A 13581-nucleotide genomic window follows, 5' to 3' on the forward strand; every position below is an offset into this window, starting at 1 on the left:
ACCAGCCGCCGGGCTGCGGGAGCCCGCCCGGAGCCTTCACCAGATCAGGGACACGAGCCAGGATGAGACTCGGATCCTGCTATATCCACATTGGACACAGGTGGAGTACGCTTCGGCAACTTTCCCTCATCGAGAGGATCTTTCACAATGCTGTCCAAGCGTGCGCTCCGGCGCGTCGTCCTTACCGCGACCGCCACCACCGCGACCGCCGTCGCGCTCCTCGTGGGCCAGGCCCCCGCCCAGGCCGGGATCTTCTACACGGCCGGCGCCTTCTCCTCGCAGGCCGCGTGCGAGCAGTGGCGGGCCGACTACCTCGAGGGCTACTACAGCCGCCCCTGCGCCTACCAGGACCGGGCCGGCACCGCCAACGACGGCTGGTACACCAGCTACATGCTCGAGTTCTAGGAGGCGCGCTGGCGTGCGCGGCACCGTTCTCCCGGTGGGGCGCACGCCACGCGTTAGGTTCAGGTCATGCATGCGATGACGCTCCCCACCTTCGGCGACCCCGACGTCCTCACCTGGGCCGAGGTCCCCGACCCGGTACCCGGCCCCGGTGAGGTCCTGATCGAGGTGGCGGCCTCCGCCGTGAACCGCGCGGACCTGCTCCAACGCCAGGGCAAGTACCCGGCGCCGGCCGGCTCGCCCGCGTGGCCCGGGCTGGAGTGCTCGGGCCGGATCATCGGGCTGGGCGCGGGCGTCACCGGCTGGCACGCCGACGACGAGGTGTGCGCGCTGCTCGGCGGCGGCGGGTACGCCGAACGGGTCGTCGTGGACGCGGGCCTGGTGCTGCCGGTACCCGCCAATGTCGCCCTGGCGGACGCCGCCGCACTGCCCGAGGTGGCCGCGACGGTCTGGTCGAACGTGTTCGCCCTGGCCGGGTTGAAGGCCGGCGAGCAGTTCCTGGTGCACGGCGGGGCGAGCGGGATCGGCACGTTCGCGGTGCAGCTGGCCAAGGCGTGGGGGGCGAGGGTCGCGGCGACGGCGAGCGCCGGCAAGCACGAGGCGCTCCGGGCGCTGGGCGCGGACCTGACGATCGACTACCGGTCCGAGGAGTTCGAGAAGCTGGTCAGCGCGGACGTGATCCTGGACATCATGGGCGCGGCGTATCTGGCGCGCAACATCGAGGCGCTGGCCCCGGGCGGGCGGATGACGATGATCGGCACCCAGGGCGGGGTGAAGATGGAGTTCGACCTGCGGCGGCTGATGGCGAAGCGGGCCTGGATCGCGGGCACGACGCTGCGGGCCCGGCCGATCGAGAACAAGAGAGAGATCATCGCGGAGGTACGCGAGCACGTGTGGCCCCTGATCGAGGCCGGCAAGGTCCGGCCCGTCGTGGACCGGCGGCTGCCGATGACCGAGGCGGCCGAGGCGCACCGGGTGGTCGAGGCCAACGAGCACGTGGGCAAGGTGCTGCTGACGACCGGGGCCTGACGCCGGGGCCGGGCGGACGATCCGGGGCCGGCGCCAGCGGGCCTCTACCTGACGAGGAAGCGCGGCCCCGGCCCCTGGGCCCCGTACTCGTCCCCCGGGTTCGACAGCGCGCAGTTCCGCAGCGACAGGCACCCGCACCCGATGCACCCGGCGAGCCGGTCCCGCAGCCGCTCGATGAGCGCGATCTGCTCGTCCAGCCGGGTCTGCCACGTCCGGGACAGCCGCTCCCAGTCCGCCTTGGTCGGGGTGCGGTTCTCCGGCAGCGAGGCGAGCGCGGCGGCGATCTCGTCGAGGGACAGGCCGACCTGCTGGGCGATCCGGATGAAGGAGACCCGGCGGAGTTCGGCGCGCGAGTACCGGCGCTGGTTGCCGCTCGTCCGGGTCGAGTGGATCAGGCCCTTGTCCTCGTAGAACCGGAGCGCCGACTGGGCGACGCCGCTGCGGTGCGCGAGTTCGCCGATGGTGAGTGTGTCCACCGTCACATGCCCCTTGAGTTCAACTTGACTTTAACTTGCAGTCTAGCGGCATGGAACAACTCCTCGCCCTCCGCCGCCGCTTCACAGGGGACGACAAGCACCTGCCGAGCGCGACGTCCACGATGGACGTGCTGTGGACCCTGTACGACCGGGTGCTGCGGGTCGACCCGGCCAAGCCCGACGCCGACGACCGGGACCGGTTCTTCCTCTCCAAGGGGCACGGACCGGCGCTGTACTACGCGGTACTCGCCGAGAAGGGCTTCTTTCCCGCCGCATGGCTGGACGACGCCGCCTCGGTGACCAGCCCGCTCGGCCACCACCCGGACCGGATGCTGGTCCCGGGCGTGGAGATGTCCGCCGGCTCCCTGGGCCACGGCCTCCCCCTCGCGACGGGTACCGCGCTGGGCCTGCGCCTCCAGGGCCTCACCCTGCCCAGGGTGTACGTCCTCCTCGGTGACGCCGAGCTCGACGAGGGCTCCAACCACGAGGCCATCGCGTACGCCGGGGCCATCGGCCTCGACAACCTCGTCGTCGTGGTGGTCGACAACTCCTCCGCGAGCCACGGCTGGCCCGGCGGCATCGCGTCCCGGTTCGCCGTGAACGGCTGGTCCACGGCCACCGTCGACGGCCGCGACCAGGACGCGCTGGAGACCGCGCTCACCACCCCCCTGCCCGGCCGGCCGCACGCGGTCGTCGCACTCGTGGAGCCCAAAGATGCGTGAAGCCTTCATCTCGACCACGACGGCCCTGCTGGACGAGAACCCCCGGGTCGCCGTCGTCCTCGCGGACATCTCGCGCGCCGCGTTCGCCGACGTGACGAGCGAACGCCTGATCAACGTCGGCATCCGCGAACAGCTGATGGTCGGGGTGGCCGGCGGGCTGGCCCTGGCGGGGCTGCGTCCCATCGTGCACACGTACGCGCCGTTCCTCGTGGAGCGGGCCTTCGAGCAGGTCAAGCTCGACTTCGGTCACCAGGGCGTCACGGGGGTCCTGGTGAGCGTCGGCGCGTCGTACGACTGGACGGAGGGCGGCTACACCCACATGTCGCCCCGGGACGTGGCCCTGCTGGACACCATGCCCGGCTGGCGGGTGCACGTACCGGGCCACGGCGGCGAGGTCGCCGGGCTGCTCCGGGACGCCGTGGCCGGCGACGAGGGGGTGTACATCCGGCTGTCCACCCGGGCGAACCGGGAGCCGCACCCGGCGGAGCTGCACCGGGTCCGCGGCGACGGCGGGCCTCTGGTGCTGGCCGTCGGGCCGACGCTCGACAACGTGCTCGCCGCGACCGAGGGGCTGGCCGTGACCGTGGCGTACACGGCGACGCCCCGACCCCTGGACGTGACCGGGCTGCGGACCCTGGTCGACGGGCCGGAGGTGGTGGTCGTGGAGCCGTACCTCGCGGGGACGTCGGCGCACCTGGTCGGGGAGGCGCTCAACGACCGGCCGCACCGGCTGCTGTCGCTCGGGGTCGGGCGGGAGGAGCACCGGGTCTACGGCACCCCGGACGACCACGACCGCCTGCACGGGCTCGACCCGGCGGGGCTGCGGGCGTCGATCAGCGGGTTCCTGGGGATCTGAACCGGGCCGTGGCGGCCCCGGGGCACCGGACCCAGGGCCGCGGCCGCCCGGCTGGCCTCAGGACGGCCGTACCACGGCCGGCGCCGGCGTGGCCTGCCCGAACAGCGCCGCCGACAGGTCACTGAGCGTCCGTACCCCCCGCTCGAGTGAGTCCTCCCCGGTCGACATCTGGTACATGATCGCCACGATGTACCGCTGCCCGGCCCCCACGAACCCGACCGTGCTGGTGTCCCAGTGGCTCTCGTCGTCGTACTCGTCCTCCAGCCAGCCGTTCTTCACCCCCGGCTCCAGCTGCGCCCCGACGGACCACACGCCCCAGTGCTGGATGTCGGCGACGTGCTGCATGGCCCCGACCACGTACGCCCGGTCCTCGCCGTTCAGCGAGCCCAGCACGTACGCCATCAGGTTCGCCAGGTCGTCCGGCCGGCAGACGAGCGCGCCCCAGTCGTCGTTCTCGCCCTCCATGGCCAGCCCCGCCATGCCGTAGCGGTCCTGGAACACCGGGAGCATGTCGTGCTCGCCGAAGTCGGCCCAGATCCGGTCGGCCGCCTCGTCGTCGGACACGGACAGCATGTCGGCGAGGTCCTCGCGGTCGGCCGCGCTCAGGGTGGCGGTGCCGGCCCGGGACTGCTCCAGGACGTACACCACCATGGCGAGTTTGATCGTGGAGCCGGTCCAGCTCGTCTGATCGGCGGCCCCGGCCGACCACGTCGCCCCCGTCACCCGGTCGCGGAGCACCAACCCCAGCTGGCCGGGGCTGCGCTTGATCCGGGCGCTGACCTGCTCGAACCGGGCGGCCCAGTCACAGGGCCACGCCCCGCACGCGGGGGCGGCCTCCGGGACGCGCGTGGACGGCGCGGGCAGCGGAGCCGGGGTGGTGGCGGGAGCGGAGGTCGGCGCGGCGTCGGCGGCGGCGTCGGGCCGGACGGTCGAGCAGCCGGCGAGCGTCAGGACCAGTGCGAGCCCGAGGGTGAGGGCGGTCTTCATGGGTCGACCTCCGGACGCACCCGGTCGGGGTGGTGGCGGTGCGTCTACCCAGAATGACGCGCGGGACCAGGGGCCAGGTTGAGCCCGTGATCTGATCTTTACTTGCGCGGCTTCCGGCGGGCCCGCTCACGGGTCAGGATCCAGAGCGCCTCGACGCCGTCCTTCCACGTGATCTTCTTGCCCTCCTCGCGGGACCGGGCCCGGTAGGAGATCGGCACCTCGAAGGGCCGGACGCCCCGGCGGAGCAGCTTGCCGGTCACCTCGGCCTCCATGCCGAAGCCGCGGGACTTGATGTTCAGCGACTTGTACAGCGCGACCGGCATCAGCTTGAAGCAGGTCTCCAGGTCGCCGATGTACGAGTTGAACAGCACGTTCGCGGCGAGGGTCACGCCCTTGTTGCCCATGACGTACCAGAACGAGTACGAGCTGTGGCCGCCGAAGCTGCGGTTGCCGTAGACGACCTCGCCGTGCCCGTCGAGGACCGGCTGGAGCAGCTTGGGGATGTCGTTCGGGTCGTACTCCAGGTCCGCGTCCAGGATCACCATGTACTCGCCGGAGGCGCTGTGCACGGCGGTCAGGATGGCGGCGCCCTTGCCCTGGTTGCGCTGGTGTTTGAACACCTTCACCCGGGGGTCGTCGACCTCGGCCAGGATCTCGACCGTGCGATCCCTGCTGCCGTCATCGACGATGACCAGCTCGATCTCACACGGGTAGTCGACGTTGAGCGCCTGCTTGACGGCGTCGGCAACGCGGACTTCCTCGTTGTAGACCGGCATGAGGATCGAGAGCTTCACGGAGAGCTCCGAGGCGAATCGGCGGCAGGACATGCACAGACTACTGCCACTGGTGAGGTGTGACGAACTGCCCCCGCTGTGTGAGTGGCGCTCCCGTTTCCTTGACATGGGCCCCCGTTCAGGCCAGATTTTCTACGGTGACCATCATTGCCGGCGACTCCGGACTCCAGACCTCAGTACTGGAGGATCTGGGCGATGCCCGGAAATACCGGCGCTGGTTGGCCGAACTCGTCCTCCCGCACCTCGGGGACCACCCGCTGGAGATCGGCAGCGGCCTCGGCGACTACGCGGAGGAGTGGATCCCGCACCTCACCGCCATGACGGCCAGCGAGGCCGAGCCGGACCGGTTCGCGCAGCTCAAGGCCCGCTACCACGAGCACCCGACCATCGCCGTCCGCCAGCTCGGGCTGCCGAGCGAGCCGGACCGGGAGCCGAGGTACAGCTCGGTGGTCTCCCTCAACGTGCTGGAGCACATCCCCGACGACGTGGGCGCCCTGCGCTCCATGAAGGGGTTCGTGCGGCCCGGCGGGACCGTGGTGGCCGTGGCCCCGGCGTTCCCGTCGGCGATGAGCAGGTTCGACCGGGCGATCGGGCACCAGCGGCGGTACACGCGCAAGTCGGTGACCGCCGCGTTCGAGGCGGCCGGGCTGACCGTGGAGATCGCGCGGTACGTCAACCCGCTCGGCCTGCTGACCTGGTACGTGAGCGCCACCGCCCTGGGCATGACCCCGCACAACGGCCTGGGCCTGCGGCTGTACGACGCGGCCATCATCCCGGTGGCCCGGTTCGTGGACCGGATCTGGGCGCCGTTCGGGCAGTCGGTGTTCGTGGTGGCCCGGGTGCCGGCGGCCAGGGCGGGGAAGCGGCGCGGGGTCCCGAAGCCCCGGTAGCGCCGAGGGCCCCGGGAGGCCGGCCTAGAACGTCCCAGAGGGCTGCCAGGACCCGTAGACCCCGCGCAGCACCGCCACGACCTCCCCGATCGTCGCCCGGGCCCGCACGGCCGCCGTACACGCCGGGATGACGTTCTCCTGCCCCCTGGCCGCGTCGGCGACGTCCGCGAGCACGCCGGCCACCGACCCCCGGGCGGCCCGCACGGCGCGCACCGCGGCCACCTGGGCGGCCTCCATGGCCGGGTCCACGGCGAACACGTCCAGCGGCCCCTTGGGCTCCCGGTACACGTTGACGCCGACGACGGTGCGCACCCCGGACTCGACCTCCTGGGCGTGCTGGTAGGCCGCGTCCGACAGCTCACTCACGAGGTAGCCGGACTCGATGCAGGCGAGCGCGCCGCCCCGCCGGGCCACGGCGTCCATCACGTCGAGGATGTCGCGTTCGACGGCGTCGGTGAGCGCCTCGACGTACGGCGCGCCACCGAGCGGGTCGACCACCCCGTTGAGGCCGGTCTCGAAGGCCACGATCTGCTGGGTACGCAGCGCGAGGGTCGCGGCGGCCTCGGTGGGCACGCCGAGCGCCTCGTCGTACGCGGACACGTGCATGGTCTGGATGCCGCCCAGGGCCGCGGCGATCATCTCGGCGGTCGCCCGGACCACGTTGTTGAGCGGCTGCTGGGCGGTCAGGGAGCTGCCGGCCGTGAACGCGAAGATCCGGAGCTGCTCGCTCCTCGGGTCCTTCGTGCCGTACCGCGTCCGGACGAGGTTCGCCCAGACCCGGCGGGCCGCGCGGAGCTTGGCGATCTCGGCGAGCACGTCCATGTTCACCGACAGGAACGTGAACAGGGTCGGGGCCACGGCGTCCACGGACAGGCCCCGGCGCACGCACTCGTCCAGGTAGGCGATGGCGTTGGCGAAGGTGTAGCCGATCTCCTGCGCGGCGTTCGAACCGGCCTCGCGGATGTGGTAGCCGGACATGGCCAGGGGCACCCAGCGCGGGGTGTGCCGCACGCAGTGCTCGATCGTGTCCACGGCCAGCCGCAGCGAGGGCGCGGGCGGGAAGATCTGCGTGCCCCGGGCGACGAACTCCTTCAACACGTCGTTCTGGATGAACAACCCGAAATCATTGGGGTGTACGCCACGGGTCTCCGCCAGGGCCGTGAACAACGCCGTCCACAGGTACCCGATGGAGTTGGCGGTCGTTCTGACCTGGCTGATCTTCTCCAGCGGGATGCCGGCCATCAGGATCTCGATGTCGGCCAGCGAGTCGATGGCGACCCCGACCCGGCCGACCTCGCCGAGCGCCTTCGGGTCGTCGGAGTCGAGCCCGAGCTGGGTGGGCAGGTCCAGCGCGACGGAGAACCCGGTGACCCCCTGGTCGAGCAGGCTCCGGAACCGCGCGTTGGACTGGGCCGGCGAGCCGAAGCCCGCGTACTGGCCCATGATCCAGGGTTTGGCGGTGTCGCTGATCCCCCGGGTGTAGGGGAACTGGCCGGGCTGCTCAGACATGTGCCGCCCCTCGCTTCGTGGGCCGCCGTCGGCTCGGGGGTGCCGCGCGCTCAGACATACTCGCCCCGCAGCACGTTCTTCGCGATCTTGCCGGTGGAGTTGAGCGGGAAGTCCGCCCGGGCGTGGATCTCCTTCGGCTTCTTGAAGCTGGCCAGCCGGCTCCGGCAGTGCTTGTCCACGTCCTCCGGCGTCGCGGTGCCCGTGTAGAGCGCGACGATCCGCTGCCCCCAGTCCGGGTCCGGCACGCCGATCACGGCCACCTCGCGCACGCCGTGCACCTCGGCGATCACGGCCTCGACCTCGCTCGGGTACACGTTGTACCCGCCCGTGATGATCATGTCGCCCTTGCGGTCGACCAGCCACAGCCGGTCCTGCTCGATCCGGCCCAGGTCACCGGTGTGCAGCCAGCCGTCCCGGACGACCCGGTGCGTGTCGCCGGCCTCGCCCCAGTACCCGCCCATCACGTGCTCGCCGCGCGTCACCACCTCGCCGATCTCGCCGTCGGCGACCGGCCGGCCCTCCTCGTCGACGATCCGCAGGTCCACCCCGATCCCCGGCCGGCCCGCGCTGCTCAGCAGGTCGTCGCGCGCGTGGTCGGCCGCGTCCAGGATCGTCACCGGCGGGATGGCCTCGACCAGGCCGTAGTACTGCACCAGGTTCGGGGTCAGGTGCGCCATCGCCTGCCGGATCTGCTCCGGGGGCATCGGCGCGCCCGCGTACGCGAGCATCCGCAGCTCCGGCAGCGCCTCGCCCGTCGCCAGCAGCCGGGCCACCATCGTCGGCACCAGCGCCGTGTGCGTGACCCCCTTCGTGCGCACCGCGTCCACCACCGACGCCGCGTCGAACTGCGGCAGGATCACCTGGGTCGCGCCCGCCGCGAGGAACGGCAGCAGGAACAGCCCGGACGTGTGCGTGATCGGGCCGGCGTGCAGGTACACGTCGTCCGGGCCGGGCGGGCCGCCCAGGACGTCGTAGGTCATGTTCATCAGGCTCGCGTACCGGTTGCGGTGCGTGCGGCGGACGCCCTTCGGCCGGCCCGTCGTACCCGACGTGTAGTTCAGGCTCACCAGGTCGTGGTGCGCGTCCACCGCGCCCGGGGCCAGGATCCGGTCGTAGTTCTCGCCGATCACCACCTGGTAGGGCAGGTCGAAGCCCGGGTCGTACCGGGGGTCGCGGATGATGCCCACCGCACCCGAGTCCTCCGCGATCCGGGCCCAGTCGTCCGGGTGCAGCCGGTAGTTCAGCGCCACCCGGACCAGCCCGGCCGTCGCCAACGCCAGATCCGTCTCCACGTACGTGTTCTGGTTCGGCTGCAGGTCCAGCACCCGGTCCCCCGGCCGCAGGCCCAGGTCGAGCAGGCCGCGCGCCAGGCGGTGCACCCTGTCCCCCAGCTCCGCGAAGGTCTGGGTGCCCTGGGGGCCGTCCAGCGCGATCCGGTCGGCGTACCGCCGGGCCGCCCGGGTCACCAGAGTGCCGACATCCACTTCAGACCTCCCTGACGGCTACGGCGTCGAGGACGACCGCACCGTGTTCACGGACGAGAACGGGGTTCAGCTCGACGGCCACGTCGCCGGGCCAGTGCGCGGTGAGGCGCACCAGCCGGCGTACGACGTCGAGCAGTGCGGGGGTGTCGAGGGGCGGCTTCCCCCGGTACCCGTCGAGCAGTTTTCTGATCTTCAGCTCCGCCAGCATGCTCTCCGGATCGGCGGGCAGCAGCCGGATCGCCACGTCGTCGAGCAGCTCGGCGAGGGTGCCGCCCGCGCCGATCGTCAGCACCCGGCCCAGCGGGCTCGGCGCGATCCCGACCAGGACCTCCACCCCGCCGTCGACCTGCTCCTCGGCCCAGACCCGGCCGATCCTCCTGATTGTCTGGTACGCCTCCGCCACGGATTCCCTCGTGACGTTCAGGATCACGCCGCCCGCCTCGGTCTTGTGCACGAGGCCCGGGGCGACGGCCTTGAGGACGGCGCGCTCGAAGTCGAAGTCGGCGGGGGAGTCGAGGAAGTGGCCGCGGGGGACGGGGACGCCGGCCTGGGCCAGGGCGGCTTTGAGCTGCCATTCGTCGGTGACCGGGGCCGACTGCCGCGCGTCGGGTGCCTCGGGGCTGGGGGACTGGTCGGCTGCGGGCTCGGAGCCGGTGGGCGCGGGCGTGGCGGTCCCGGGGTCGGTGGGCTCCGGCTCCGGCTCCGGCGTCGTGAGGGTGGCCGCCAGGGCCCGGATCGCCCGGGCCGGGGTCGGGAAGGTGGCCACGCCCAGGCGGCGGAGCATGGCGGTGGCCGTCGGGGCCAGGTGCTCGGCACCCGTGCGGGCCACCACGACCGGCTTGGTGACGTGCGTGAGGGCTTCCACGATGCCGGTGACGTCGTCGCCGGTCAGGACGCAGAAGCACAACGCGACCGCGTCGACCCCCGGGTCCCGGTCGACCGCGCGCAGACAGCGTTCCACGAGGGTGCGGTCGCGCATCACGGTCGCGGTGACGTCGATCGGGTTCTCGGTACTCCCGAAGACGGGCACGATCTCGTCCAGCGCCGCCCGGGTGTCCGGGGCGAGGTCCGCGAGGGTGAGGCCGGCGGACTCGATCGCATCGGCGGCGAGGATGCCGGACCCGCCGGAGGTGGTGACCACGGCGATCCGGGGCGGCCCCGGACGGCGGGGCTCGGCGTAGTCGGCGACCCGCGCCCGCCCGGGGCGTGCGGTCTCCCCGGTGGTCCGGCGGGCGGCGGCGAACGCCTCACCCGCGTCCAGCAGGTCGTCCACGTCCGCGACCCGGGTGATGCCGAGCTGGCGCAGGGCCGCGTCCACCACCCGATCGTCCCCGGCCAGTGCCCCGGTGTGCGAGGCGGCCGCCCGGCGACCGGCCGCCGAACGGCCCGCGACCAGCAGCGCGACGGGTTTGCCCAGGGCCGCGAGCCGGCGGAGGGCCGGGCCGTCGCGGAGGGACTCGACGTAGCCGAGCAGGCCCACGCAGTCGGGTTCGGCGGCGAGTTCCGTGAGGACCTCCAGCGCGGTGACGTCGGCCTCGTTGCCGGTGGTGACGACCCAGCCGAGGGGGAGTCCGCGCTCGACGGCGAGGCTGGCCGCGCCGAAGCCGAGCGCGCCGCTCTGACTGACGAGCGCGATCCCTGCGACAGGGGTCCGGCCCGCACCGCCACGCGTGTTCGTGTGCGTGCCCTGGAGGGTCGATCCGCCACGCGGCCCCGGCTCTCCGGTGGGCGCCGCCGAGCCCGCGCCGCCCGGGACGCCGGGTTCGGAACCCGGGCCGCGCACGCCCGGCGCACCGACGGTCGGGCCCAGGGTGGTCGCCCCGCCGCCGAACCACGGGCTGAAGCTCGCCACCAGCCCGGTGCCCAGCGCCGCCGCCCCGATGCAGTTCGGGCCGAGGATCCGGGTGTCCCCCCGGGCCGCCAGCAGGGCCGCCTGGAGCTCGGCGTCCCCGGCCTCGGCGAATCCGGACGCGCCCACGATCGCCACCGGCACCCCGTGCGCGGCGCACTCCGCCACCGCCGCGACGGCCTTGTCCGCCCCGACCATGATCAGGGCCAGGTCGACGGGGCCGGCGGCGGCGAGGTTCGGGTAGGCGGGCAGGCCGCAGATCTCGGTGGCCGTCGGGTTGATCGGGAGGATTCGACCGGCGAATCCGAATCGGAGGAGGTACTCCACCGGGAGCCGCCCCAGCGAGCCCGCGCGGCCCGAGGCCCCGACGACCGCGATGGAGCGCGCCGACCACAACATCGACAGTCCAGCCACGCCCGAAGCGTGTCACGCTTTCGTTGCGGCCGTCAAGAACCCAACATACCGATGAGAGCCCGGGCCTCGGCGAGTACCGTCGGCCACGCCGTCGACAGCGGGTCGATCAGCCCGAAGTGCTCCACACCCGGCAGCTCCACGAGCCGCGAGCCGGTCCGGGCCGCGTACGCCAGCGACAGGTCCACCGGCACCTGCCGGTCCTCCGTCCCGTGCACCAGCGTGCCCGCCCGCGAGGGCTCGGCGAACGCGTACCGCTCCGGCACCTCGTCCGGCCCGCCGCCGAGCAGCAGGTGCGCGGCCCGGTCGTCGAGGTCGTGCGCCCCGGCGAGCCCGGTCACCGGCGCGAGGGCGAGCACCGGACAGTCCACGGAAGCCCACAGCGCCAGGTGCCCGCCGGCCGAGTGCCCGGACACCAGCGCCAACTCCTGACCCAGGATCCGGGGCACCTCGGCGAGCGCCAGCGTGATGTCGTCGAAGGTGCCCGGCCAGCCGCCACCGGGCTGACCGGTCCGGCGGAACTCGATGGTCGCCACCCGGAAGCCCTCGGCGGCGAACCCGGCGGACAGCGGCCCGACATGCGCCCGGTCGTACTCCGCCCGCCAGAAGCCGCCGTGCACGAACACCAGCAGCGGCCCGGCGCCCCGGACGTCGAACACCTGGTCAGGATGGTCGCCGTACGCCCCGGTGAAGTCGGGGGCCGGCGCGGGGCGGGTCAACACCTCTCGAGGATCCACGGCCAGAGGTTATCGTGTGCGCGTGACGACCGTTGAGTACACCGATATCCGCTACGCGGTCGCCGACCGGGTCGCGACCATCACCATCGACCGCCCCGACCGGATGAACTCCTTCCGGGGCCGCACCGTCGACGAGCTGATCCACGCCTTCAAGACCGCGTGGGCGGCCCGGGACGTGGCCGTCGTGATCCTGACCGGCGCGGGCGACCGGGCGTTCTGCGCGGGCGGCGACGTGAAGGAACGCGCCGAGACCGGCAGCTACGGGCCGACCGAGTGGGGCACGTTCGAGATCGAGCGGCTGCACCGGATGATCCGCGACATCCCCAAGCCGGTGATCGCGGCCGTGAACGGGGTCGCGGTGGGCGGCGGGCACGTCCTGCACGTGCTGTGCGACCTGACGATCGCGGCGAGCCACGCGCGGTTCGGGCAGTCGGGGCCCCGGGTGGGGTCGTTCGACGCGGGCTTCGGCTCGGCGTACCTGGCGCGGGTGATCGGCGAGAAGCGGGCCCGGCAGCTGTGGTTCCTCCTGGAGCTGATCGACGCCGACACGGCCCTGAACTGGGGACTCGTCAACAAGATCGTGCCTGGCGCGGAACTGCACGAGGCCGCGATGGACTGGGGCCGGCAGATCGCCAGCTACTCGCCGACCGCGCTGCGCTTCCTCAAGCACTCGTTCAACGCGGACTCCGACCACCTGGCCGGCCTGTCGCACCTGGCCTTCGACGGGCTGGAGCTGTTCAGCCACACGGACGAGGCCGCCGAGGGTGCGAACGCGTTCGCCGAGAAGCGGAAGCCGGACTTCGACCCCTACCGCTGATCGACAATGTCGGGGAGCCCGTCACCCGAACCCGGGCGACGACGCTCCCCGACACCAGAAAGACCCTGCTACAGGTACTGACCGGTCCGGCTCTGCCCCGGCCCGTCCTGCCCGCCGCCCCCACCCGGCCCGGGCGGCAACGCGGCCGGCCCCCGCCGGATCTGCTCCAGCTGCATCCGGGCCGCCATCTGCTGCGCCATCAACGCCGCCTGGATGCCGTGGAACAGCCCCTCCAGCCACCCGACGAGCTGCGCCTGGGCGATCCGCAGCTCCGCCTCCGAGGGCACCTCGTCCTCGGTGAACGGCAGGGACAACCGCTCCAACTCGTCGCGCAGCTCGGGCGCGAGCCCGTCCTCCAGCTCGGCGATGGACCGGTGGTGGATCTCCTTGAGGCGCCGGCGGCCCGCCTCGTCCAGCGGTGCCACGCGGACCTCTTCGAGAAGCTGTTTGATCATGCTGCCGATCCGCATGACCTTCGCCGGCTGCTCGACCAGACGCGAAGGGTCGTTGTCGTCGTCGCTCCCGACCAGGATGATCTGCTGCTCACGCGGCTGCTCTGTCATGTACCTATCCTGCCTCAGCGTCCGGACCACCGGGGACCACCGGGCGGACCGCGAA

Annotated in this window: 14 protein-coding genes; 6 read left to right on the top strand and 8 right to left on the bottom strand. The window is 72.5% G+C overall.

Translation table 11 applies throughout. The annotated features are described in order from the left end of the window. The first annotated feature begins 147 nt into the window (after nucleotides 1-147). Nucleotides 148-405 (top strand): hypothetical protein, encoded by a 258-nt coding sequence (locus PT931_RS00210; protein ID WP_456243679.1) that lies wholly within the window; start codon nucleotides 148-150, stop codon nucleotides 403-405. Nucleotides 406-471: 66 nt separating this feature from the next. Continuing rightward, on the top strand, nucleotides 472-1431 hold the full coding sequence (locus PT931_RS00215) for an NAD(P)H-quinone oxidoreductase (protein ID WP_456243680.1): 960 nt from the start codon (nucleotides 472-474) through the stop codon (nucleotides 1429-1431). A 44-nt stretch (nucleotides 1432-1475) separates the two neighbouring features. Here PT931_RS00215 and soxR read toward each other — a convergent pair whose 3' ends face one another. Further along, on the bottom strand, nucleotides 1476-1907 hold the full coding sequence (gene soxR / locus PT931_RS00220) for a redox-sensitive transcriptional activator SoxR (RefSeq protein WP_456243681.1): 432 nt from the start codon (nucleotides 1905-1907) through the stop codon (nucleotides 1476-1478). A gap of 50 nt (nucleotides 1908-1957) precedes the next feature. On the opposite strand from soxR, the gene PT931_RS00225 reads away from it, so the two are divergent. Together PT931_RS00225 and PT931_RS00230 are read left to right on the top strand one after the other, a co-directional pair. Next, nucleotides 1958-2629 carry a transketolase gene (locus PT931_RS00225; RefSeq protein WP_456243682.1) on the top strand — a complete coding sequence of 224 codons (672 nt, stop codon included), beginning with the start codon at nucleotides 1958-1960 and terminating at the stop codon, nucleotides 2627-2629. Next, on the top strand, nucleotides 2622-3485 hold the full coding sequence (locus tag PT931_RS00230) for a transketolase family protein (RefSeq protein ID WP_456243683.1): 864 nt from the start codon (nucleotides 2622-2624) through the stop codon (nucleotides 3483-3485). The genes PT931_RS00225 and PT931_RS00230 overlap by 8 nt, the downstream gene beginning before the upstream one ends. A gap of 57 nt (nucleotides 3486-3542) precedes the next feature. On the opposite strand, the gene PT931_RS00235 is transcribed toward PT931_RS00230, so the two are convergent. Both PT931_RS00235 and PT931_RS00240 read right to left on the bottom strand, forming a co-directional pair. Then, a complete protein-coding gene (locus PT931_RS00235; RefSeq protein ID WP_456243684.1) occupies nucleotides 3543-4472 on the bottom strand; it encodes a hypothetical protein in 930 nt (309 codons plus the stop codon). A gap of 98 nt (nucleotides 4473-4570) precedes the next feature. Next, a complete protein-coding gene (locus tag PT931_RS00240) occupies nucleotides 4571-5266 on the bottom strand; it encodes a glycosyltransferase family 2 protein (RefSeq protein ID WP_456243685.1) in 696 nt (231 codons plus the stop codon). A 137-nt stretch (nucleotides 5267-5403) separates the two neighbouring features. Between PT931_RS00240 and PT931_RS00245 the strand changes: the two genes are divergently transcribed. Further along, nucleotides 5404-6156, top strand: coding sequence for a class I SAM-dependent methyltransferase (locus PT931_RS00245; protein WP_456243686.1), 753 nt, complete (start codon nucleotides 5404-5406; stop codon nucleotides 6154-6156). 24 nt (nucleotides 6157-6180) lie between these two features. Here the strand turns inward: PT931_RS00245 and PT931_RS00250 are convergent, their stop codons facing one another. Genes PT931_RS00250 through PT931_RS00265 form a run of 4 tightly spaced genes read right to left on the bottom strand, consistent with a single transcriptional unit; the run spans nucleotide 6181 to nucleotide 12152 of the window. Continuing rightward, the gene (locus tag PT931_RS00250) at nucleotides 6181-7665 is read right to left on the bottom strand and encodes an acyl-CoA mutase large subunit family protein (RefSeq protein ID WP_456243687.1); all 1485 of its coding nucleotides are present in this window, start codon (nucleotides 7663-7665) and stop codon (nucleotides 6181-6183) included. Nucleotides 7666-7715: 50 nt separating this feature from the next. Further along, on the bottom strand, nucleotides 7716-9149 hold the full coding sequence (locus PT931_RS00255) for an AMP-binding protein (RefSeq protein WP_456243688.1): 1434 nt from the start codon (nucleotides 9147-9149) through the stop codon (nucleotides 7716-7718). Between the two features lies 1 nt (nucleotide 9150). Then, a complete protein-coding gene (locus PT931_RS00260) occupies nucleotides 9151-11412 on the bottom strand; it encodes an acetate--CoA ligase family protein (protein ID WP_456243689.1) in 2262 nt (753 codons plus the stop codon). Nucleotides 11413-11444: 32 nt separating this feature from the next. Beyond that, on the bottom strand, nucleotides 11445-12152 hold the full coding sequence (locus PT931_RS00265) for an alpha/beta hydrolase family protein (RefSeq protein ID WP_456243903.1): 708 nt from the start codon (nucleotides 12150-12152) through the stop codon (nucleotides 11445-11447). Between the two features lie 16 nt (nucleotides 12153-12168). Here PT931_RS00265 and PT931_RS00270 point away from each other — a divergent pair, with 16 nt between their 5' ends. Then, entirely contained in the window at nucleotides 12169-12963 is a 795-nt protein-coding gene (locus PT931_RS00270; protein ID WP_456243690.1) for an enoyl-CoA hydratase-related protein, read from the top strand. Nucleotides 12964-13031: 68 nt separating this feature from the next. Here PT931_RS00270 and PT931_RS00275 read toward each other — a convergent pair whose 3' ends face one another. Further along, nucleotides 13032-13526 carry a bacterial proteasome activator family protein gene (locus PT931_RS00275; protein WP_456243691.1) on the bottom strand — a complete coding sequence of 165 codons (495 nt, stop codon included), beginning with the start codon at nucleotides 13524-13526 and terminating at the stop codon, nucleotides 13032-13034. Nucleotides 13527-13581: the final 55 nt, after the last annotated feature.

It is taken from the genome of Longispora urticae, from assembly GCF_053902585.1.